The organism is Pauljensenia sp. OF14-1SRA (assembly GCF_027694595.1).
Taxonomy (GTDB): Bacteria; Actinomycetota; Actinomycetes; order Actinomycetales; family Actinomycetaceae; genus Pauljensenia; species Pauljensenia turicensis_B.
Genome location: NZ_JAQEVQ010000001.1, coordinates 42,956 through 66,500, shown reverse-complemented (window position 1 = coordinate 66,500; position 23,545 = coordinate 42,956). Strand labels below are relative to the sequence as shown.

Annotated in this window: 16 protein-coding genes and 1 tRNA gene; 10 read left to right on the top strand and 7 right to left on the bottom strand. The window is 56.2% G+C overall.

All coding sequences use genetic code 11. The annotated features are described in order from the left end of the window. The first annotated feature begins 5 nt into the window (after window positions 1-5). On the top strand, window positions 6-2,552 hold the full coding sequence (gene hrpB, locus PG731_RS00265; RefSeq protein ID WP_270771389.1) for an ATP-dependent helicase HrpB: 2,547 nt from the start codon (window positions 6-8) through the stop codon (window positions 2,550-2,552). A gap of 203 nt (window positions 2,553-2,755) precedes the next feature. On the opposite strand, the gene lysA is transcribed toward hrpB, so the two are convergent. After that, on the bottom strand, window positions 2,756-4,207 hold the full coding sequence (gene lysA, locus PG731_RS00260; protein WP_270771387.1) for a diaminopimelate decarboxylase: 1,452 nt from the start codon (window positions 4,205-4,207) through the stop codon (window positions 2,756-2,758). 1 nt (window position 4,208) lies between these two features. Next, window positions 4,209-5,888 (bottom strand): arginine--tRNA ligase, encoded by a 1,680-nt coding sequence (gene argS, locus PG731_RS00255; protein ID WP_270771386.1) that lies wholly within the window; start codon window positions 5,886-5,888, stop codon window positions 4,209-4,211. A gap of 362 nt (window positions 5,889-6,250) precedes the next feature. Between argS and PG731_RS00250 the strand changes: the two genes are divergently transcribed. The 6 genes from PG731_RS00250 (at window position 6,251) to PG731_RS00225 (ending at window position 12,626) form a co-directional block, all read left to right on the top strand. Continuing rightward, window positions 6,251-7,585 (top strand): ABC transporter substrate-binding protein, encoded by a 1,335-nt coding sequence (locus PG731_RS00250; protein ID WP_270771385.1) that lies wholly within the window; start codon window positions 6,251-6,253, stop codon window positions 7,583-7,585. 95 nt (window positions 7,586-7,680) lie between these two features. After that, window positions 7,681-8,526, top strand: coding sequence for a carbohydrate ABC transporter permease (locus tag PG731_RS00245; RefSeq protein WP_270771383.1), 846 nt, complete (start codon window positions 7,681-7,683; stop codon window positions 8,524-8,526). Then, window positions 8,523-9,398 (top strand): carbohydrate ABC transporter permease, encoded by an 876-nt coding sequence (locus PG731_RS00240; protein WP_101627363.1) that lies wholly within the window; start codon window positions 8,523-8,525, stop codon window positions 9,396-9,398. Before PG731_RS00245 ends, PG731_RS00240 begins: the two co-directional genes overlap by 4 nt. Window positions 9,399-9,525: 127 nt before the next feature. After that, window positions 9,526-10,590: a LacI family DNA-binding transcriptional regulator gene (locus PG731_RS00235; RefSeq protein WP_270771381.1), complete on the top strand. Its 1,065-nt coding sequence runs from the start codon at window positions 9,526-9,528 to the stop codon at window positions 10,588-10,590. Beyond that, on the top strand, window positions 10,587-11,258 hold the full coding sequence (locus PG731_RS00230; protein ID WP_101627365.1) for a hypothetical protein: 672 nt from the start codon (window positions 10,587-10,589) through the stop codon (window positions 11,256-11,258). The genes PG731_RS00235 and PG731_RS00230 overlap by 4 nt, the downstream gene beginning before the upstream one ends. 90 nt (window positions 11,259-11,348) lie before the next feature. Next, a complete protein-coding gene (locus tag PG731_RS00225; protein WP_270771379.1) occupies window positions 11,349-12,626 on the top strand; it encodes an Nramp family divalent metal transporter in 1,278 nt (425 codons plus the stop codon). 104 nt (window positions 12,627-12,730) lie between these two features. Here PG731_RS00225 and PG731_RS00220 read toward each other — a convergent pair whose 3' ends face one another. Further along, on the bottom strand, window positions 12,731-13,186 hold the full coding sequence (locus PG731_RS00220) for a ribose-5-phosphate isomerase (protein ID WP_270771378.1): 456 nt from the start codon (window positions 13,184-13,186) through the stop codon (window positions 12,731-12,733). 153 nt (window positions 13,187-13,339) lie between these two features. Between PG731_RS00220 and PG731_RS00215 the strand changes: the two genes are divergently transcribed. Further along, a tRNA-Arg gene (locus tag PG731_RS00215) sits at window positions 13,340-13,412 on the top strand. 158 nt (window positions 13,413-13,570) lie between these two features. Then, window positions 13,571-15,010, top strand: coding sequence for a sodium:proton antiporter (locus PG731_RS00210; protein ID WP_270771376.1), 1,440 nt, complete (start codon window positions 13,571-13,573; stop codon window positions 15,008-15,010). Between the two features lie 279 nt (window positions 15,011-15,289). Here PG731_RS00210 and PG731_RS00205 read toward each other — a convergent pair whose 3' ends face one another. From PG731_RS00205 to PG731_RS00190, 4 genes are all read right to left on the bottom strand, one after another. Further along, window positions 15,290-16,108, bottom strand: coding sequence for a glycerophosphodiester phosphodiesterase (locus PG731_RS00205; RefSeq protein ID WP_270771374.1), 819 nt, complete (start codon window positions 16,106-16,108; stop codon window positions 15,290-15,292). Beyond that, window positions 16,105-16,953, bottom strand: coding sequence for a M23 family metallopeptidase (locus PG731_RS00200; protein ID WP_270771373.1), 849 nt, complete (start codon window positions 16,951-16,953; stop codon window positions 16,105-16,107). Before PG731_RS00200 ends, PG731_RS00205 begins: the two co-directional genes overlap by 4 nt. A gap of 123 nt (window positions 16,954-17,076) precedes the next feature. After that, a complete protein-coding gene (locus PG731_RS00195; RefSeq protein ID WP_270771371.1) occupies window positions 17,077-18,141 on the bottom strand; it encodes a hemolysin family protein in 1,065 nt (354 codons plus the stop codon). Continuing rightward, window positions 18,138-19,469: a hemolysin family protein gene (locus PG731_RS00190; protein WP_270771647.1), complete on the bottom strand. Its 1,332-nt coding sequence runs from the start codon at window positions 19,467-19,469 to the stop codon at window positions 18,138-18,140. The genes PG731_RS00195 and PG731_RS00190 overlap by 4 nt, the downstream gene beginning before the upstream one ends. Before the next feature lie 237 nt (window positions 19,470-19,706). On the opposite strand from PG731_RS00190, the gene PG731_RS00185 reads away from it, so the two are divergent. Further along, window positions 19,707-23,531: a multifunctional oxoglutarate decarboxylase/oxoglutarate dehydrogenase thiamine pyrophosphate-binding subunit/dihydrolipoyllysine-residue succinyltransferase subunit gene (locus PG731_RS00185; protein ID WP_270771370.1), complete on the top strand. Its 3,825-nt coding sequence runs from the start codon at window positions 19,707-19,709 to the stop codon at window positions 23,529-23,531. Window positions 23,532-23,545 lie beyond the last annotated feature (14 nt).

The following is a 23,545-nucleotide window of genomic DNA, read 5'->3' as shown; positions in this document are numbered from 1 at the left end:
ATCCCATGAGCGCGTGCGATCCCCTTCTGGCTAACCTGCCACGCCTGCCTATCGCCGACGCCTTAAATCGTATTGCACCTTCAATCAAGCCAGGTCATGCCCTAGTTCTTTCTTCTCCGCCTGGCTCGGGTAAGACGACTGTGCTTCCTCCTCTTCTTGAAGCGAGCCTCGATACTCGTGTGATCGTCTGTGCCCCACGCCAGATCGCGGTGCGGAGTGCCGCTCGCCGTCTTGCCTGGCTCCTCGGCGAAAAGGTGGGTGACACGTCCGGATATCGAGTACGAGGCGACGTCAAGGTCTCCGACCGTACTCGGGTCGAATTTGTCACGCCCGGTATTATGCTTCGTCGCCTGCAGGGCGATCCGGAGCTTGAAGGCGTTGGCGCCGTGGTCATCGATGAGTTCCACGAGCGCCATCTTGAAACGGATCTGTCGCTTGCGTTCATCTTGGACACGATGAGCGTCCTACGCCCAGATCTTCACCTGACTCTCACGTCAGCAACTTTGAATGCTGAGCGTTTGGCTTCGTTCCTTGGTGGCGTCCTCAATGAGGTCGACGTTGTTGATGTTCCCGGAGCACTGCATCCAATCACGACGCATTGGATGGCGCCGTCTGCCCAACCGCTTGCAACGACAAGTAGCGGGAATGTGGTAGTCGCGCGTGAGTTCATCTCGCACATCGCGACAGTCACGCGCCAAGCGGTCAGCCAAACCAATTCCGACATCCTCGTTTTCGTGCCCGGCGCCAAAGAAATCGACGAGGCCGCCCAGGCTTTAGGAGGGTTCGGCCCCCACGAAGTTAGCGGGGTCATGATGGATGTGCGGGGCCTGCACGGGCACCTCGCTCCCGGACAGCAAGACGTGATTCTGAGCGTCGACGATAGTCAGAAAGCCCGACGGATCATTATTACAACGTCGATCGCAGAGTCGTCTTTGACCGTACCGGGCATTGGATGTGTTGTGGATTCTGGTCTTGCACGCGTTCCGTCGTATGACGTTCAACGCGATGCAGGTTCATTGATAACAGTTCCAGCGCCTCGCGCGAGTTGCGATCAGCGTGCTGGACGCTCTGCCAGGCTCGGACCGGGCACGGTTTATCGGTGCTTTGATCAGGTGAGTTTCGCGCGCAGACCCGACCAGATCACCCCGGAAATCCTGTCGACGGATCTTGCAGACGCTGAGCTTCAAGCACGTTGCTGGACCAGCGGCGGTTTGGACGCGTTGGAACTTATTGACCCAGCCCCACCTGGGGCGTTAAAGCGCGCCCGCGAGCGCCTCCACGCCGCAGACCTTGTAGACGATGATTATTCTCCGACGACACTTGGTCGTCGCGTTGCTCGACTGCCTGTTTCCCCTTTCCTCGGGAAGGCTTTGATTGCCGCTTCACCACTGATCGGGAGTAAACGCGCCGCATACTTTGTCGCTCTTCTCGGTGAGAATCCTCGAGTTGGCGACGGTGACCTGGCACATTTTGCCCGGCGATTGAAGGCGGAGCACGCCGATATTGCCCGTCGGGTACGTCAGTCTTCACAGCGCCTCGAACGCTGGGCGGATCCTCATTCCGACCCCGGTAGGCTCTCTGACGACGAGGCAATCGGTCTTGTTGCTGGGCTTGCTCATCCAACGTGGATTGCTCGCGCTCGAGGTGGACAAAGCGGAACCTACCTTTTTGCTGACGGGCAGGGAGCTTGCCTCCCACCCTCGTCTTTGCTGGCGGGAAGCGAATGGCTGGCAATCACGGATGTGACGCGCAGTGTCGGTCGGGCCGATGGACTCATCCGAGCGGCTGTTCCGATTAGCGCCGAAGACGCACTATCCCTAGGACACTCACTTATCACGGAGCGCACGGACTGCACGTTCAGCGGTGGATGTTTCCGCGCAACCGCAACCACAATGCTTGGCGCCATTGCACTTGGGCAACCACGCAATGTGAAGCCCAGCCCTGAAAATGTCATGCGCCTACTCACCAATGAGTTCGCCACTCACGGTCTTTCAATGCTGAAGTGGACCGAGTCTGCGACACATATGCGCGCTCGTCTTACAGCATTGCACGCGGTAGCGCCCGATATGTGGCCCGACGTGAGCGATGATGCGCTGATTGGAGACGCTGACTCGTGGTGCGCTCCCTTCATTTCCGCGTTGGCAGAGGGCGAATCGATCGCCAGAATTGACACTGCGTCGCTCATCAGGAGCTTGATCCCTTGGCAACATGCGGGTTCTTTCGATGAGTGGGCTCCCGCCGACATTGAGATTCCCACCGGAGAGCGAAGGAAAATCGACTGGTCAACTGGCACTCCAACGGTGACACTGCGGGTACAGGAAGCCTTCGGTTGGACTGCAACACCCACCTTCGCCAACGGGCGTCTTCCCCTTCTTATTCACCTGACGGACCCCGCGGGCAGACCCACTGCCGTCACCTCAGACCTCGCAAGTTTTTGGGCAGGGCCTTACCAGCAGGTGCGATCCCAGCTACGGGGTCGTTATCCCAAGCATTTATGGCCTGAAGACCCGATGAGTGCGAAGCCGACGTCGCGCGCGAAACCTCGTCGATAGTTCCCACTCAAGGTGCTCAACGAGGCGCAGGCATGACTCGCACCACCAAATGATGAAATCGGGATTGAAAACCGTCGTAGCAGACGTTGAACAGGCCGATCAGGAACGCACTGCGCATCCTTTCCTTTTCAAGTGCGTGGCTCAACAGTTAACTGATCTTCTTCAGGGAGAAACCTGAACAACATACGCTGAAGAATTCGCCCCTACTCGTCGTTGGCAACGGCAAGGCTGGCAAGCCCAGTATCGAGTTCCAGCAGGTCATCAATGGTTTGAGGACGCATGATCCAACTCGCCTGACCGCTTTCAACAGCAATGACACCCGGTTTGGTCGCCATGTTGTAGTTCGATGCCATCGAATAACCGTAGGCACCGGTCACCGGGATGACGAGAAGGTCACCGGCTTGCACATCGCTCGGAAGATCAACATCCCAGACGATAACGTCGCCACTTTCGCAGTGCTTGCCCACGATTCGCGAGCGCACCGGTTCGACATCGGAAACACGATTCGCGAGCGTCGCCGTGTAGCGTGCCCCGTATAAAGCCGGTCGAATATTGTCAGCCATCCCCCCATCAACCGCGATGTAGCGACGCTTCAGGCCATCTCCTAGGGTCGCGTCTTTTACGGCCCCAACGCGATAGAGGCTCACCATCGCGGGTCCAACAACCGAACGCCCAGGCTCAACTGAAACGTGCGGAACAGGGAAATCCAGCTCAGCGCACGCGTCACGCACAGCACCCGCAATCGCGCGCGCTACCTCAAGCGGCGAAGTCGGTGTTTCGTCATCACCCGTGTAGGCAACGCCAGCCCCGCCGCCAAGATCAATATCGGGAATTGTCAGGCCGGTACGCCCCTGGATCTGCTTCGCCAGCCGGCAGATAATCGTAGCCGCTTCAACGAATGCATCAATGCCGATGATCTGTGAGCCGATATGCGAATGCAGGCCTCGCAACTCAAGATGATCCGAGGAGGCAATCGCGTCAATAACCTCGTCAAGCTGACCATCGAAGGCGCCAACGCCGAACTTCTGATCCTCGTGTCCGGTGGAAATGTATTCGTTCCCGCCCGCATGCACACCCGTCTTCACGCGCACCATGACGCGTGCGATGACACCCAGCTTCTTGGCGATGCGTTCGAGCTGGCCGACTTCGTAGAGGGAATCGATGAAGATTCGTTCGATACCTTCTTTGTTGCCTGCCAACAGCGCACATTCAATTTCACTATCAAGCTTGTTGTTCCCGTGCAATCCCACTTTGGCGGGGTTTGCGCCGGAGCGCAACGCCATTGTCAGTTCGCCAAGGGAAGCCGTGTCGACTCCCATCCCGGCATCCGTGACGACGCGGACTACGTCGGATGAAAGGAATGCCTTGCCGGCGTAGAAAGCGTCGCCACCATTCATTCCGTAGCCGTCCCAGAATTCTTCGGCCATCGCGGTCGCCCAGACATTCGCGCGTCCAGCAAGATCAGCGCGATCGAGGACAAACGCGGGCGTGGCAAAGTCATCGGCAAGATCCGTCAAAGAAACTCCACCGATTTCTAGAACGCCATTGTCGAGGCGCTTGGCTGACCACGGCCAGATGTCGGGCCGTTGATCGGGCTCTGGGCAAATCAGATCCCCGACTGGGCGGGCGTCAAACGATGCTGGCGCTTCCCCCACGTCACATCCGTTCCGGAGCAGCAACGCCCAGCAAGCCAAGGCCGGTACGCAGAACTTGTGCCACGGCATCATTTAGCCAGAGGCGGGCAACGTGACCAGCATCGACTGGATCATCTCCACGAGGAGTAACTCGACACTGGCCGTACCACGTGTGGTATGCAGCAGCGAGGCCCTCGAGGTAGCGGGCGACACGGTGCGGTTCACGTAGCTCAGCAGCCTGGGCGACCTGGGCAGGGAACTGAGCAAGCACACCCAGAAGATCCGAATCCGCCTGTGTATCGAGAGCTGCGGGCTCGAATCCAGCTTCGCGCGTCACGCCGTGTTCGGTGGCATTGCGCGCAACGTTACGAGTACGAGCATGGGCGTACTGGACGTAGTAGACGGGGTTTTCATTCGTGCGCGATGACAGCAGATCAAGGTCGATGTCGAGGTTGGAGTCCATCGACACGCGGACCAGCGAATAGCGGGCCGCATCGACGCCCACAGCGTCAACAAGGTCATCAAGGGTCACGATCGTGCCCGCACGCTTCGACATACGAACCGGCTTGCCCTCCTTCACCAAGTTCACCATCTGACCGATGAGGATCTGCATGTTTTCACCCGGCTTATCACCGAAGGCTTCACACATTGCCATCATGCGACCGATGTAACCGTGGTGGTCAGCACCGAGCAGGTAGATTGCGACGTCTGCGCCACGCTGGCGCTTATCTAAGTAGTAGGCAACGTCACCGGCGAAGTAGGCGGCCTGACCATCCGATTTAATGAGGACACGATCCTTGTCGTCACCGTATTTAGTGGTGCGCAACCACACGGCGCCATCCTGGTCGAAGACCTCTCCGCGTTCGCGCAGGGTTTCAATCGCACGAGCGACTGCCCCTGATTCGTGGAGAGAGTCTTCGTGGAAGAACACATCGAACTCAGAACGGAAGTCGGACAAGCGCTGTTTGATCTCGGCGAACATCAGCTCTACGCCACGAGCGCGGAAGGCTTCAACAGCCTCTTCGGTTTCGAGGGTGACAGGATCAGGCTGACCGGCCGTAGCCGCATCGGCACGCACCTGGGCAGCAATATCGGCGATGTACTGGCCACCGTAGCCGTCTTCAGGCGCTTCTTGACCCATTGCACGGGCATAGAGGGAACGCGCGAAGCGATCAATCTGCGAACCGTGATCGTTGAAGTAGTACTCGCGGGTCACCTGTGCACCCGCTGCAACCATCAGACGAGCAAGCGAGTCACCAACAGCCGCCCAGCGAGCACCGCCAAGGTGAACCGGACCGGTCGGGTTTGCGGACACGTATTCGAGGTTCACGTGCTTGCCAGCAAGCTTGTCTCCGGTGCCATAGGCATCGCCAGCTTCGATGATCGTTCGAGCAAGTTCACCAGCAGATGCGGCACCGAGCCGAATGTTGATAAAGCCCGGTCCTGCGATCTCGGCCTCGTCGATTCCCTCAACTGAAACAAGAGCGGAAGTGAGAAGCTGCGCGAAGTCACGAGGCGCCATGCCGGCCTTCTTACCCAGCTGCATCGCGATGTTGGTTGCCCAATCGCCGTGGTCGCGGTTGCGCGGACGCTCAACCTTCACAGGGTCGGGAACGTCTTCAGCGTTCAGAGCAAGCGAACCATTATCGATAGCAGCGATGATGGCCTGACGAATAACGAGTGCAAGTTCTTCTGGAGTCACGCCTTCTAGGGTAGTTGTTTTCGTCCCCGATTAGCTACGCGCGCCGAGGTGAAATAGGACGAATTGAAAGCAAATCTGCAGGTCAGGAACGGAATCGTTACCGGTAACGTATCCGTAAATGATTTAAAAACAACCCAACAGCCATTAAATGACTCAACCACGCCATTTTTTCGTCACCAAATTGTGACCTGACAATCTTTTAAAAATGTGGACGCAAACGCCTTCATCGTCCTATGCTCACTATCACCGGAAACGTTACCGACGGAGATGTAAATTCTTCAGAGGTGACCCCGTTATCGCATCAACTTGACGCACTTCAGGTAGCGTCACGAACTCGAAGCGTCCAAAGGAGGACATCTGCGATGTCGAAGTTCATGAAGGTCGCCGCAGCATCTGTTGCAGCAGCCGCAGCCCTTTCTACTCTGGCAGCTTGCTCGTCAGGTTCAGATTCAGCCGATGACACCACCGGCTCCGTCTACTACCTGAACTTCAAGCCTGAATCCGATGCCACCTGGCACGAAATCGCCAAGGCTTACACCGAGGAAACCGGCGTCGAGGTCAAGGTTGTCACGGCCGCCTCCGGCACCTACGAGCAGACCCTCAAGTCTGAAATTGCCAAGTCGGACGCTCCAACCCTGTTCCAGATCAACGGCCCCATCGGCCTGAAGAACTGGCAGGACTACACCGCCGACCTGACCGACACCGACTTCAACAAGGCTCTCCTTGACCCCTCAATGGCAGTCAAGGGTGAAGATGGCAAGGTCTACGGCGTTCCTTACGTCGTCGAAGGCTATGGCATCATCTACAACCAGTCCATCATGGACAAGTACTTCGCCCTCTCCGGCGCGAAGGCCACCTCGATGGAAGAAATCAACAACTTCGCCATGCTGAAGACTGTTGTTGAGGACATGCAGGCTCGCAAGGACGAGCTCGGCATCGACGGTGTCTTTGCTTCAACCTCACTCAAGCCCGGTGAAGACTGGCGCTGGCAGACGCACCTCGCCGACCTTCCCGTCTACTTCGAGTACCAGGACGACGGCGTGGACGACAAGGCAGAAATGACCTTCTCGCACGGCAATGAGTTCAAGAACATCTTCGATCTCTACCTGCAGAATTCCACCATTGCTCCCGAGCTCGCTTCCTCCAAGGCAGTCAACGACTCCATGGCTGAATTCGCCCTCGGCAAGGCCGCTATGGTTCAGAATGGCAACTGGGCATACGGCCAGATTTCTGACATTGAAGGCAACACTGTCAAGCCTGAAGATGTCAAGATGCTCCCGATCTACACCGGACACAAGGGCGAAGAAACCCAGGGCTTGAACATCGGCACCGAGAACTTCTTCTCGATCAACTCGAAGGTTTCCGAGGCCAAGCAGAAGGCTTCGATCGACTTCGTCAACTGGTTGATCAACTCCGAAAAGGGCAAGAAGTACATGGTCGAAGACCTCGGCTTCATCCCGCCGTTCAACACCTTCACCGATGCTGAGCAGCCGGCCGATCCGTTGGCAAAGGAAGTTGTTTCCTACCTGTCCAACACCAAGCTGACCACGATTCCGTGGGTCTTCACCACCTTCCCGAGCCAGACCTTCAAGGATGACTTCGGTGCTGCCCTGTCGCAGTACGCAGCAGGCCAGATGGATTGGGACAAGGTCGTCGAGACCTTCACCACCGGATGGGCAGCTGAGAAGGGCGCCTGAGCTTAACGCTCCGCACTCATCTGCCGAATACGGGTGTGCGGGAACCAACCGGGTCCCGCACACCCGCCTTCGCATAGTTCAAGGAAGAACTTTTCATGATTAAAGCTCTTAAGAAATTTGGGTTGCTCTTCGTCGGACCCACATTCCTTGCGTACACGCTGGCATTCCTTGCCCCGTTCGCAATCGGTCTGTACCTGTCCTTCGCGAAGTTCACGACCGTCACCAACGCGACGTTTGTCGGCGTTCAGAACTACATTGATGCATTCAGCGACAAGCAGGGCTTCGTTAGTGCTCTGCTCTTCACCGCCGCCATCACAATTGTTTCCATCATTACGGTCAACGTGTTTGCATTCGCAATCGCATACGCACTGACCCGCAAGCTCAAGGGTACGAACTTCTTCCGTACCGTCTTCTTCATGCCGAACCTGATCGGCGGCATCGTCTTGGGCTACACCTGGCAGACAATTCTGAACGCAATCTTGCTGCACTGGCAAACCACGCTGGTCACCAATGCCACCTACGGCTTCGTCGGTTTGATCATCCTGATCAACTGGCAGATGGTCGGCTACATGATGATCATCTACATCGCTGGTCTTCAAGGTGTTCCGAAGGAACTCATTGAAGCAGCCGAAATCGATGGCGCAGGAAAATGGACGATTCTTCGTAACGTGACCATCCCGATGGTCATGCCGTCAATCACCATCTGCTTGTTCCTGACGCTGTCCAACTCGTTCAAGCTCTACGACCAGAACCTCGCATTGACGAACGGCCAGCCACTCGACATGACCGAGATGGTTGCTCTGAACATCGTTAACACATTCTACTCGCGCGTCGGTTTCGAGGGCGTTGGTCAAGCCAAGGCCGTGATCTTCTTCCTCATCGTTTCCGTGATCGCATTCATTCAGTTGCGCGCAACCCGTAGCAAGGAGGTCGAAGCGTGAGCACAAAGGCTGCCCCCATCGTTGCCACGGAAGAACGCTCTAACCCTGTCAGCAAGGCGATTCTCTACATCGTTTTGATCGCACTGACTCTGGTGTTCCTTGGCCCTCTGTTCTTCATCTTGATGAACTCGTTCAAGGGCCGTCTGTTCATCTCTGATAACCCGTTTGCTCTGCCACTGGGCGATTACTTCGCCGGTATTCAGAACTACGTGACGGGCCTCGAGCAGACCGGGTTCTTGGCCGCCGCAGGCTGGTCCTTCTTCATCACGATTGGTTCTTTGATTCTGATCGTCTTCTTCTGCGCGATGACCGCGTACTACATTACGCGTGTGAAGACGTGGTGGACGAACCTGCTTTACCTCTTCTTCGTCTTCTCGATGATCGTTCCTTTCCAGATGGTCATGTTCCCAACCGTCAAGATCGCTGACATATTGCACCTCGACAACCCAATCGGCATGATCCTGCTGTACCTGGGCTTTGGTGCTCCCCTGTCGGTCTTCATCATCTCCGGCTTCGTGAAGTCGATTCCGCTGGAGATTGAAGAAGCATCCATGATTGATGGTTGCGGTCCGGTTCAGAACTACTTCCGCATCGTTATGCCGATGCTGAAGCCCGTGATGATCACCGTCGCGATCCTCAACGCGATGTGGGTCTGGAACGACTACCTCCTGCCCTACTTGGTTATTGGTCTGTCGACCCCGTACAAGACGATCCCTGTTGTTGTTCAGCAGCTGGTCGGCTCACGCGGTTCAAACGACATGGGCGCGTTGATGGCAATGCTCGTTCTTGCGATCATTCCGATCATCATCTTCTACCTGTCCAGCCAAAAGCACATCATTGAAGGCGTCGTCGCCGGCGCAGTCAAGGGCTGAACATACTTCATGACGGACTCGCCCCTTATCTGAAGACGCGTCGCACCGCACTTGGTATGACACGGCTCACGATAAGGGGCGAGCGCCATTGAACCCCCGTTTTCTAGAAAGCGAAACGAAGGCGACCATGCGAGCCTCGAATTCCCGCCCCACGATTAAAGACATCGCCAAAGCCGCCGGTGTTGGTGTGGTGACAGTCTCTCGTGCACTCAATAACAAGCCCGATATCTCCGACAGCACTCGCGAACGCATTGTGGCGCTCGCCGATCAGATGGGATATCGCCCCAACCGTCATGCTCGCTTCCTCAAGCTCTCTCACAATCCTGCGATTGCCCTGATCATCAAGGGCATCGATAATCCGTTCTTCCAACAGGTTCTCGATCCATTGGAAGCTATCGTCCGCGAAAAGAACTATCTTCTGACCGTCGTGAAGGTCCCCCACTGGGCTGACGAAGTCGAAGAGGCCACGAAGATCGTTGATGAAGAACTGATGGCGGGAGCCATTTTCCTTGGCGGCTCTTTCCGCCACGAAGCATCCGTCTTCGAGAAGTTCAACGTGCCTTTCGTGCTTTCCACGGTGTCACGTCTGCCCAAAGTTGATGATTCGGCATATTCGTCTGTAGCCGTTGATGACCAAGAAGAAGCTACCCGCGCTGTCCAGCACCTGATTGACTTGGGGCATACAACGATTGCCGCCCTTGGCGTTCCCGAAGGGGATGCTTCTGTTGGCGCCCAGCGCATCACCGGCTACCGACAGGCTCTTTCACATGCCGGCATTCCGCTTGATGATGATCTGATTCGCTTCGAAACACGCGAGCAGATGAACCCCTACACCTACGAACACGGATATCATTTGGCGAAGCGCCTGCTTCAAGAGCGTCCCGATGTGACCGCGATTTTTGCCATCGCGGATGTTCTCGCGATTGGTGCAATGCGCGCAATTCGCGAAGCGGGTTTGTTGATTCCTGATGACATGTCCATCATTGGTTTCGACGGCATTACGATCGGCCAGTTTGTCGAGCCTGAACTGACGACTGTCGTTCAGCCTCCCCTTGAGATCGCTCGTCTGACCTGCGATGTCTTATTCGAGCAGATCAATGATTCCGCACCGGTCCGTCACGTCTTTGTTCCCGCCACGATTCATGCTGGTGGTACAACTGCTCCCCTGGTTCAGAACGGAGAAGCCAAGTGAGCTCACGTTTTGGGCCTGATTCGTCAATCGCTCAGGTGCTGTCGTGGATTGCGGCACTTGTGATGGCGAACGTTGTCGGTTTGCTCATTTCGCTACCCGTCGTCACTTTCGGTGTGGGTCTTGGTGTGATGACCTTGGTTTCGTTGCGTTTAATTGCTTCCGAGTCCACGGCGATTGCCCCGGCCGTCGCTCAGGTTGTCCGCAAGGCAGCGTTGCCCGCGATTCTCCTTGCACTTGTTGAAGGACTACTTTTCTCCCTACTGTTGTGGGAGTGGTCTGTGACGACGCATCTTGCTTCCCACTCGATGGTATTGATCGTTCGTACGCTGCTTGTATTCGTAGTGCTGATTGCAGCGTTTACGCACGTGTGGGTCTGGCCGATGTTTGCTCACCGTTTGGCATACAAGGGACGCGTAAACGTCAAAGATCTTCCGCGTTTGGCCAGCGTCGCGCTTTTGGCATCCGTGATGAAGCTTCATCGGACTCTGTTGGCGTTGCTCGTTGTGGCTGGACCCCTTGTGTTGGCATCAATTTCACTGCCGTGGGCGATTCGTTTGCTTTTCTGGTTCGTCGTTTTTGGGATCGCCTTCGCCCAGTACGTCTGCGTGCTCGCTACCTACCCCGTGCTCTCCACCGATCAGGTTGACGAGGCTTCGACTGAATCTTGATCCCTGGTCACGCTGGTCTAGGTTGCTTTGGCGTGTTCATGCTCTTCATTCTTGAGTGACATCGCAATAAAAACGCGTTAAGGTTTCGGTATGCCGAAACTTGATTCTACGGAGACGCAGCTACCTGCTCCCCGCACATCAAAGACTCATCACCCGTCGCTTGCGACGCTGCTGGGTCCTGCATTCGTTGCGGCAATCGCCTACGTAGACCCCGGGAATGTTGCAGCAAACATTACCGCCGGCGCACGCTACAGCTACCTGCTGGTATGGGTTCTTTTGGCATCCAACCTTGCAGCAATGCTCATTCAATACTTGAGCGCAAAGCTGGGCCTAGTCACGCGACTATCACTCCCCACTCTTCTCGGCACACGTTTGAAAAAACGCGCACGCATTGGCTATTGGCTTCAAGCAGAAGTCGTTGCAGCCGCAACTGACTTAGCGGAAATCATCGGCGGAGCTCTGGCACTTCACCTCCTCTTCGGGCTCTCGCTTCTTACCGGTGGACTCATTATCGGTGTCGTTTCAACACTGTTGTTAACCCTGCAAGGTGGCGGGACACAAAAGATCTTTGAACGCGTCATCATCGGCCTTTTGCTCATCATCACAATCGGATTCCTTGCAGGACTGGCCATTGCTCCGCCAGACGGCCCATCAGTTGTGGCCGGCCTCGTCCCCCGATTTGCTGGCACGGACTCAGTTCTCGTCGCAGCGTCCATGCTTGGCGCAACCGTGATGCCACACGCGATTTACCTACATTCCTCGCTGGTGAACGACCACGACGAAAAAGCTCCTCGCGCGGACCTGAAACATCACTTGCGAGCAACCCGGATTGATATCGTGTGGGCACTCGGATTGGCGGGAATCGTCAACATCGGCCTGCTTCTTCTCGCAGCATCGGCACTATCAGGGGTCAGCGGAACAGACACCATTGAAGGTGCTCACGCTGCAATCGCCAGCGCACTTGGACCGGTCGTTGCCACGATCTTCGCCGTTGGCCTTCTCGCGTCAGGCCTAGCATCAACATCCGTTGGCGCATACGCCGGTTCAGAAATCATGGCCGGATTGCTTCACATTCGTATCCCGCTCATTGTGCGACGACTGATCACGCTCATCCCCGCCCTCATCATCCTCGGAATAGGGGCAGAACCGACGTGGGCACTGGTCGTCTCCCAAGTTATCCTGTCCTTCGGCATCCCTTTCGCGATTATTCCTTTGATCCGCTACACGCGTCAACCTTCGATTATGGGCGAACACTCGAATGCGACTCTCACGCAGGTTTGTGGAACTCTGATTGCCGTCGCCATCGTGGCACTCAACATTTTCCTTGTGGCGCTAACCTTAGCTCCCTGCTTCGGATTCAACATCTAGGGGCAGCCCCAGCTCAGCCACGTGCGCCGTTAACAACACGAATGGGGTCCCTCGGAATACCGAAGAACCCCATTCTATTGAGTTTCAGCGTCTAACGACACCACTCACTTTCGATGCGCTTCGTCGTAATCATCCATTTCGGAAATACGACGCTGGTGACGTTCGTCTTCAGAAAATGGGGTTTCGAGGAAGGCATCGATGAATGCCAGGCACTCTTCGACGGTGTGCTGACGCGCACCAACAGAGACGACGTTCGCATTGTTGTGCTCGCGGGCAAGACGTGCGATCGAATCATTCCACACCAGCGCAGCGCGCACACCCTTCACACGGTTCGCGGCCATTTGCTCACCATTTCCGGAGCCACCAATAACGACACCCAGAGAGCCAGCATCAGCAACCACTGCTTCTGCTGCTTCAATGCAGAACGGCGGGTAGTCGTCCAACGAGTCGTACTCATGGGCGCCGTGGTCAACAACGTCGTAACCTTTTTCCTTGAGGTGCTCGACGACCTTTTCCTTCAGCTCGTAGCCAGCATGGTCTGTTCCAATATGAACGCGCATTGTGTCCCTTCCTTGGGTATCAGCGAATCAACTCCCCTAGTATGACACTCCTCACCCTAAGCGTCATCAGGGCGTTCGACCTATGCACGAAAGTGAAGCGGTCAAGCACCATTCTTCACCCAACATCAACCTTTGCTAGACTCAATGCGTTAAGCCCCGATAGCTCAGTGGATAGAGCGTTCGCCTCCGGAGCGAAAGGTCGCAGGTTCGAATCCTGTTCGGGGCACTTTTTGTTACCCAATCACGTCTGGACGAACATTCAGGGCAAATTGTTAACAATCGTCAAAAACGGACATCTTCGGCAAGATACTGCGGTTTCACGTTAGGCTGAAATGGTACGCACGAATATGTGCCTGTCCCTAGTAATCGACGACAAGGATCCCGATGACCTTCCAATGGTGGTCTCTTCTGCCGTTCGTAGCAATGCTTGCATCCATTGCACTCTTCCCGATCATCCCCGCCACACACAAATGGTGGGAACGTAACTCCAGCCAGCTTCTGGTTGCCCTTGTTCTAGGCCTACCCACGCTGGTATTCATGGTGTACATGATCGGAAATGAAGCGCTGATTGACGTCGGCGTTGAATACGTTCAGTTCATTGCCCTGCTTCTTTCGCTCTTCATCATCTCCGGCGGTATCCACCTTGAAGGTGACATTCGCGCAACCCCGAAGAACAACACAGTTTTCTTGGCAATCGGTGGCGCGCTTGCCTCTTTCATTGGAACGACAGGCGCCGCAATGCTCCTGATTCGCCCTCTTCTTGCGACGAATAAAGAGCGTACCCACCGCGTACATACCGTGCTGTTTACAATCTTCATCGTTGCTAACTGCGGTGGCATACTGACACCTCTCGGCGACCCGCCACTGTTCCTGGGCTTCTTGAACGGTGTCCCCTTCACCTGGACGTTCCAGCTGTGGAAGGAATGGTTGTTCGTACTCGTACTGATGCTCGGCATATACTACTCGCTCGACCGTCTGCTTTACTCGTCGGAGCCTCGGGCGCAAATCGTCAGGGACGATACCCAGATCACCCCGTTGCGCCTGCGCGGTGCTTTCAACCTGGTTCTTTTCGCCATTGTCATCGTCGCCGTTGCCAAAATCCCCTCGTGGAACGCTCACGAGATCATTGAAGGTCACGCGCATGGAGCAGACCTGGTTCCGTGGCGCGAGATCGTCATGCTCAGCGCCGCAGCAATCTCTTACTTTGCGGGCTCTAAGAAGATCCGCTACGAGGACAATGCCTTTACTTGGGCCCCGATCCTTGAGGTTGCAGCCCTGTTCATCGGCATCTTCTCGACGATGGCTCCGGCATTGCGCTTCTTGGAGCAGGTGGCACCGCACCTCCCCCTGAACCGCGTTACCTTCTTTATCTTCACGGGTGGCTTGTCCTCGATCTTGGATAACGCCCCGACCTACATGACTTTCTTCGAAATGGCGAAGTCGCTGGGTGGCGATGGAACCCTGATCGCGGGTGTCCCCGAGTACTACTTGGTCCCGATTTCGCTGGGTGCAGTCTTCTGCGGGGCATTGACGTACATCGGCAATGGTCCGAACTTCATGGTCAAGTCAGTTGCTGACGCCGATGGCGTCCACATGCCGCCCTTCGCCGGATACGTTGTGAAGGCGTTCCAAGACTTGCTTCCGACATTGGTTGCCATGGCTTTGATCTTCGTTGCCGAATCCATGATCGCTCATCTCGCAGGTTGGGTACTGGTAGCGCTCCTCGTCGCTCAGATGGTGTGGCGAGTAAAGCTCGCCAACGACGTGGAAGCTGGAAAGCGTGAACCCGTAATCACTCACCACCACGTTGTGGCTGACCAATAACCTTTCAGCGTGAAAGACGATTCGGGGTGTGCGCCGCACGGTGCACACCCCGAATGCGTTTGTAAGTATGGGGTCAGCATCGACCTCAACAGCAGATCAGGCATACAGAACCTCGCTGGCACTCTCTGAGGTCATTCGAGACAACAAAACGGTGTCACTCCACGCAAACCCCAAAATGTCGCCTCACACGCCCAAATCCGTCAGCCCGCACCTCGTAGCGCAAAAGAAAACGCACCCGCATGCACATAAACGCATGGGGGTGCATTCTGCTCACGACACTCAGTCGCGCGGGTGCTGCCCTCGCATCGCGCCTGGAGCAGGAAGCTCTTCCCATAATCCACGATCGATCAGATAGTCGCGCAGATACTTCGGCTTATTGGTCACAAAGCCGTCGACTCCAAGAGCGATCAGCTGATTAAGATCGTCAATCTCATCGACCGTCCAGACATGGACAGCTAAACCATGCGAATGGGCCGCCGCAACAAAACGACGATCCACAACGGTCACAGGGCCAAAGGACAGCGGAACCTGAGCGGCAACAACGCCCTGATGAGAACCTGGAATCCGCCATGTGCGCGTCTTCGTTGCGCTCTTTGCAGCCGCAACCAAACGCACCACGGATTGACTACCCAACGACGTTGCAATCTGGCCCTGAGATTGCTCTCTGAGCCACTTCAGCCGACGTTCGTTAAACGATGCCAGGACAACGCGATTCTCAGCATGAGCCTGACGAACAACATCCAACAGAGGCCCCTCAACACCGGGAACCTTCGCATCGATGTTGAAGTACAGATCCGGGAAGGTCTCAAGAGCTTCGGACAGCAACGGAATACGATCACCGTGATCGTTCGTGTACGTCTTCAGCTCATCCCAAGTCATCTGAGCAATCAGACCAGAACCGTTGTACACGCGATCGATCATCGGATCATGGTGGATAACAACCTTGCCATCAGCGGTCAGATGAACATCGGTTTCAATGTGGCGGATACCGAGCTGACGGGCATCAGCGAATGCCTCAAGCGAATTTTCAGGCGCGACCTCGTTGCCTCCCCTGTGGGCAAGAATGATCGGCCCGACGCGAGAAGAAACCGGGATCATGAACAAGCCTGCTCTCCGAGATAAACTGCGCCAACTTCTTTAAGCCATGCTTCGGGATCGATGGGCTCGTCATTGGAGTTATGGATTTCAAAGTGAAGGTGCGGGCCAGTTGACCAACCGTTGTTTCCAACGGCACCGATTACCTGTCCCGCTTCTACGCTGTCGCCCACACGGACCTTGATCTGATCCATGTACTGGTGCAGGTACGCGCTATAGAAAATGCTTCCGTCTTCACGGACGTGCTTGAGCTTCACCAACGCACCGGAACGGCTGTTTTCAGAGACCTCGACGACCTCGCCGTCATACACGGCGTGTAGCGGAGTCCCCAGTGGACCAGCCATATCGATGCCTTCGTGCATCAGTAGCTGGCCAGAAATCGGGGAAACACGCATCGAGAAGGGCGACGTGATCTCGAACGTTCCCGGTGGCATTGGCCAGTAGATTTCCGAGGATCGAACCTGGACATCTCGATTGCCCGCGGCTGTCTGGGCAGAGGGCAAGCAGCTATTGAGAGTCAGAGGTGCGCGAACGCGTGTGCGAGATGCTGCGGTGACGGATCCTTCAAGGGCCTGCGATTGCGCGACGGCCGTTGTCGTTGCCCAGGACTCATCACCGGCACTGACACCAAGTGCGCGCGCAGGAAGTTCAACAGAAGACTGTGCGCCAACAAACCCCGACAGCGGGATCGCGACAGTCGTTGCCAACAGCACAGCAAGAACACCGCCACGAGCTACACGACGAGTAACGTGGGATTGTCTTTTGCGAGGCGTAGACGCGTCCAGATCGCTATGTCCATGAATCTGCCGACGTGACGGCAACGGACATTCAATCTTAGCTTCAGGCACGCTGAAAGTTCCTTTTCATCTGCTGATTTCAGGGGTTGCCCTCGAAGCGAGTGTCCGAGTTCAACGGTTACTAACCTACATCGTATCGCCAGGCGGTTAAAGAGGTTTGGTTGAAAGTGGGAGTCATAACTCATCGCGGTCGCGAGTAATCACATCGCGTTGCAATGAGTCACGAACCTCGCCAACCAATTCTTCTAGAACATCTTCAAGGAAGAGCACGCCGATTCGTTCTCCTGCTTGGTTTTTCACCAGTGCACAGTGAGTTCCCGAACGTTGCATTGCGCGGAGCGCGTCTTCAACTTCATCAGTTGATGCAACAGTTTCCATCTTGCGGATACGCCAGGCGGGAATCGGTTGAGTGCGATTCGTGGCATCGGCATAGAGTACGTCCTTCAGGTGAATGTACCCAGCGATTTCACCGGATTGAGCAACGATCGGGAAGCGCGAAAAACCCGTTCGAGCGACTTCTTTTTCAACCTCGTCGGGGGTGACATCGGACTCCAAAGTAACCAGGTTACCCAAAGGAACCATCGCTGACCCAGCGGTTTCGGTCGAGAATTCCAAGGTTCCCGAGAGCAGACCAAGGTCGTCACTCAAAGCTCCTTCAGCGGTCGAGTATTTGACGATGGAGGCCACTTCTTCGGCTGTAAACGTTGCTGCAATTTCAGATTTAGGTTCAATTCCACGAAGTGACAGGAACCAGTTCGCCAATGAATCCATTGCGTGGATAATCGGGCTGACAACGTGTCCAATTGCCACGAGAGGCGGTGCAAGAAGCAGAAGGAGTCGTGCCGGGTTTGCGATCGACACGTTCTTCGGCACCATCTCACCGAACACTACGTGCAGGAACAACACGATAATCAGTGCGGCAATAAAACCAACGACGTGCGCCGACGAAGCAGGTAAGCCCAGTGAAACCAGCGGATGCTCCACGAGGTGCGCGATCGCCGGTTCTGCGACGACGCCGAGGGTTGTTGATGCGACCGTGACACCCAGCTGACAAATAGCGAGCATCAATGATACGTGTTTAAGAGCGAACATCGCATAAGCGCTTCCGCGACGCTTTTCTTCGTAGAGAGGCTCAATCTGCGAACGACGCGACGATGTCGTCGCAAATTCGCCGGCGACGAAGAAAGCGTTCATTGCCAGCAACATAACGGTGATTCCAAGACCCCAACCGGCGCTCATAGCTGAACCTCCGGTTGTTCATCTTCCTGGTCAGGCGCATAGAGCGCTATCTGCATAATGCGTCGCCCCTGCATGTGTTCAACTTCGAGGATCACTGAGTGCACGGTGGCGCGGTCGCCAACCATCGGGATGCGTCCAAGTTGGGCCATCACGAGGCCGCCTATCGTGTCGTAGGCGTTGTCTTCAGGAAGGGCGATCCGAGTTCGTTCGAAGAGCTCATCGGGGCGCAGGGTTCCGGGGATCAGCAGAGCGCCGTCGGCACGGGTACGGATTCCGAGGCGACGCCCATCATGCTCGTCGGACACTTCACCAACGATTTCTTCGATGACGTCCTCCAAAGTGACAACACCTGCCACCCCACCGTATTCATCAACGACGATTGCCATTTGCAGGCCTTCGTCACGCAATTGCACCATCAGAGGACCAATGGGGGCTGTTTCGGGAACCGATGGAACGCCGGCCATCAGGGAAGCAGACACAACGGGGACCTCGTCGCGACGCTCGAAAGGAACTCCGATGGCACGACGCAACGAAACCAAGCCGATGATGTCATCTAAATCCTCACCGACGATCGGAAAACGTGAGTGCCCGGTTTCTCGTGAGAGGGCGACAACGTCAGATGCGACGGCGGTGTCCGGCAGGAAGTGAAGCAACCCGCGGTCTGTCATGACGTCGGCAGCGGTGAACTCGGACAGGCGGATTGAGTTCGTCAACAACGAGGCGGTCGACGTGTCGATCGTGCCTTCTTCGGCTGAGTGTCGAACCATTGCTTCGAGTTCAGACGCTGACCTAGCAGATGAGATCTCTTCCTGAGGCTCAATGTTCACCAGTTTGAGCACCGCGTTCGCCGACCCGTTTAAAACGATAATAATCGGCTTCATCAGCGCAGTGAAAAACATATGGAAGGGAACGACAAGACCCGCGGTTTTTAAGGGGTGAGCGAGTGCAAGGTTCTTTGGAACCAGCTCACCAAAGAGCATTGATACGGCGTTAATGAAAACTGCTGCCACAATCGCGGCGATACCCGTGGCAAGCCCAAGGGCTAAACCAGCACTTCCGAGTGCCGTTTCAAGAAGGTCAGCGATTGTTGCCTGCGTGGTGTAGCCGAGAAGAATCGTGGTCAGCGTAATACCAACTTGGGCTCCAGAGAGCTGGGTCGACAGATTTTTCGTTGCTTTCAGGACTTCTCCGGCGGATTTGTCGCCGGCTTGAAATCGCTTTTCAACGACCGCTTGATCGAGCGCGACCAGCGAAAACTCCGCAGACACGAAAATAAATGTGCCGATTGTCAGAACGATGCCAAGCATGAGCATCGCAATAGTTGCGATCACTGCGTGGCCTTACTGCGCGATGGTAAATCAGAGTCCATAACTCGTTCAGTTTACCGATTTGGGCTCCAGATAACACAAGATACCCACTCTGTTGCCAGTTTCACCAAAGTTTCTTCTTCTTTTCCCCAAAGACGCGTTCAAGCTATGTCCAATCTCTATAAAATCGGGCCCAAAGACCCAGACTATCCGTATGCTGTGCCGTAGGGTTCACGGCTGAACAGAACGGAGATTCTCGTGGCAACTGACAACGGGGCACAGCCGCAGGCAAATGATTGGTACGTCGACACCATACGTCGCGCGTATCAGGCGGATCCAACTTCGGTTGATCCCTCGTGGCGCGCGTTTTTTACGACCGAGTCTGCTCCTCCTCAGTTGCGTGCTCCTCAGCCAATTGCCGAGGCCGCTCCGGCCGTATCGCACCCCGCCCCCGTTCAGGCCGCGGTTTTCCCGCCGGCGACCTCGTCGATCCACGATCACCCCACGTCACACTTCGCACAGCCGAAAGCGCGTGTCTTAGCTGAATCTGTGTTCGAGGAACCAGAAACGGACGCACCGGAAACGAACGTGGAGTCCGTGACGCGTTCTGACCTGCCCCCGGCTCCTCCGGCGCGCATCATGGAAGCAACGTCTCCCTATACACGTCAGATGCACGGCCACACTGCCGCATCACTCAACACTGATCTTGCCGAGGAAGACGAGCTCCAAATCCTCAAGGGCGTGGCGCGCGCAACCGCGAAGAACATGGATGAATCCATCTCTGTTCCCACTGCGACGTCACAGCGTCAGATGCCAGCGAAGCTCCTGATTGAAAATCGCGCTCTGATCAACGCTCACTTGGCGCGCACCGTTGGTGGCAAGGTTTCCTTCACCCACCTGATTGGCTACGCCTTGGTCGAGGCTCTGTGCGAAATGCCGGATATGAACGTCCGCTATCAAATGGAAGGCACCAAGGCCGCGATCCACCGTCTAGCCCACGTCGGATTCGGCTTAGCAATTGACGTCACCAACGCCTCCGGCGGGCGCTCTCTGATGGTCCCGGTCGTCCATAAGGCAGACACCATGACCTTCATGGAATTCGTTGACGCATATCAGGATCTGGTCAAGCGTGCGCGCACAGGCGATCTTGGTACTGGCGACTTCCAGGGGGCAACCGTCACTCTGACAAACCCTGGAACAATCGGTACAACAACATCTGTTCCTCGCCTGATGAAGGGGCAGGGCCTCATTATCGGTGTTGGCGCGACCGACTACCCCGCCGAATACCGCGGAGTTTCCCCGCGCAAGCTGGCAGCAATGGGCATCGGCAAAACCATGTTCATGTCGTCGACCTACGACCACCGCATTATTCAGGGGGCGGCCTCCGGCCAGTTCCTCTCACTCATCGATAAAAAGCTGTCGGGTCTGGATGGATTCTACGAACGCGTTTTCTCTTCACTTCACATCCCCCAGTACCCCTACGCCTGGGAAGCGGACCACGAGTACGACGTCGAGCGCGAGAAGGGGAAGCCCGCGCGCATCGCAGAGCTGATCCACGCATTCCGCTCACGCGGTCACCTTGCCGCAGACACGGACCCGTTGGCATACCGCGTGCGCCGCCACCCCGACTTGGATATCACCCAGTACGGCCTGTCCGTATGGGACCTCGATCGCCCCTTCCCGACCGGTGGATTCGGTGGCGAACAGCAAATGTTGCTACGCGATATCCTGACTCGACTGTCCGATACGTACACGCGTAGCGTCGGCATTGAATACATGCATATTCAGGATCCCGAACAACGACAGTGGGTCCAGCACCGCATCGAACTTCCCTACGAAGTTCCCACTCCGGTTGAACAGCGTCGAATTCTGTCGACGCTGATCCGCGCCGAAGCGTTCGAAGAGTTCCTTCAGACGAAGTTCATGGGACAAAAGCGTTTCTCCCTTGAAGGTGGCGAGTCACTGATCCCGCTTCTTGATGAGATCCTTGCGCGATCGGCACGAGGAGGTATCCACGAAGTTGCGATCGGAATGGCGCATCGTGGCCGACTGAATGTTCTGGCGAATATTGCCGGCAAGTCCTATGCGCAGATCTTCTCCGAGTTTGAAGGAAACCAAGATACTTCGTCGGTTCAGGGCTCCGGTGACGTGAAGTACCACCTAGGAACCTGGGGCGTATACACCTTGGAAGACGGTGTGGCAACGAAGGTGTACATGGGCGCTAACCCATCGCACCTCGAGGCCGCCGACGCCGTCTTAGAAGGCATTGTCCGCGCCAAGCAGGAAGTGCTTGGCGATGAAAGCCTGCCAATTATCCCCGTTCTGGTTCACGGCGACGCCGCGTTCATTGGCCAGGGCGTTGTCCAGGAAACCTTCAATATGAGCCAGCTGACCGGTTACAAGACCGGTGGCACGATCCACGTGATCGTGAACAACCAGATTGGCTTCACAACCGGGCCAACATCTGGCCGTTCTACCCGCTACCCCACCGACCTCGCCAAGGGCCTACAAGTACCGATCCTCCATGTGAACGGCGACGATCCGGAAGCTGTTGTCCGCATGGCAGCGCTCGCCTTCGAGTACCGCAATACGTTCCACAAGGACGTCATCATCGACATGGTCTGCTACCGCCGTCGCGGCCACAACGAAGGCGACGACCCGTCGATGACCCAGCCCGTCATGTACGGATTGATTAATAAGATCCCGTCGACACGCACCGTTTACACGCGGAACCTCGTTGGTCGTCACCAGCTGACAGAAGACGAGGCCCTCGCTTCGGCGACCGCGTACGAGAACGAGCTCTCGAACATCCTGTCCGAAACCCGAGAAAACGGGTGGACACCGCAAGATGATGCTGAGAAGGAAAGCGCCGGCTGGTTGATGCCCGAATCTCAGTTGCCCGGTTCCGGCATGATGATTGGCTGGCAGTCAGCGACAACGACGGAAGAAATCCGTCGCATCGGTGACGCTCACGTTTCCTTCCCGCCCGGCTTTACCCCGCATCCGAAGATGGCTCAGCTCTGCGAGCGACGCCAAGAAATGGCCTACGGGAAGCGTCCCATTGACTGGGGATTCGGTGAACTCCTGGCTCTTGGAACACTGCTGATGGAGGGAACGCCCGTTCGTTTCTCGGGTGAAGATGCACGTCGCGCGACCTTCGTCCAGCGCCACGCTGTTCTTCACGACAACACGAACGGCCGTGAATTCACACCACTTCAGTTCCTGACCCCAACACAGGCGAAGTTCGATATCTTCGACTCTCCCCTGTCGGAGTATGCGGTGCTCGCATACGACTACGGTTATTCGGTGGAACGCCCCGATGCTCTGACCGTCTGGGAAGCACAGTTCGGTGACTTCGCGAACGGCGCGCAGCCCGTCATCGATGAGTTCGTGTGCTCCGCCGAGCAGAAGTGGGGCCAGCGTTCTTCCCTGGTGATGATGCTTCCCCACGGTTTCGAAGGTCAGGGTCCTGACCACTCGTCGGCGCGTATCGAGCGTTACCTGCAGTTGGCTGCCCAGGACAATATGTGGATCGTTCAGCCGTCTACTCCGGCTAACCACTTCCATATGTTGCGTCAGCAAGCCTATCGACGCCCGCGTAAGCCTCTGATTGCCTTCACGCCCAAGCAACTGCTCCGTCTTGCCGCCGCAACTTCTCAGGTTAAAGACTTCACATCTGGGACCTTTAGACCAATCATCGGTGAAGTTGATCCGTCGATTGATGCAACGCAGGTCACCAGGGTCTTGATCTGTTCTGGACGCATTTACTATGACCTTGTTAAGGAACGCGAAGCGCGTGGTGATCGTTCAACGGCGATCATTCGTCTTGAACAGCTCTACCCGCTTCCCGCCCAGGAGCTTGTTTTAGAGCTTGCCCGCTACCCGCACGCGGAAATCATGTGGGTTCAGGATGAGCCGAAGAACCAAGGTCCCTGGCCGTTCCTGGCACTCAATATGTTCATGGAGTTTGAACGTCCTGTTCGCCTTGTCTCTCGCCCCGAATCGGCAACCACCGCAGCGGGTCGAACATCGGATCACAAGCAGCAGAACGCCGAACTCATGGCAGCAGCATTTGCTCGCTGACTCGAGGGAGCCCA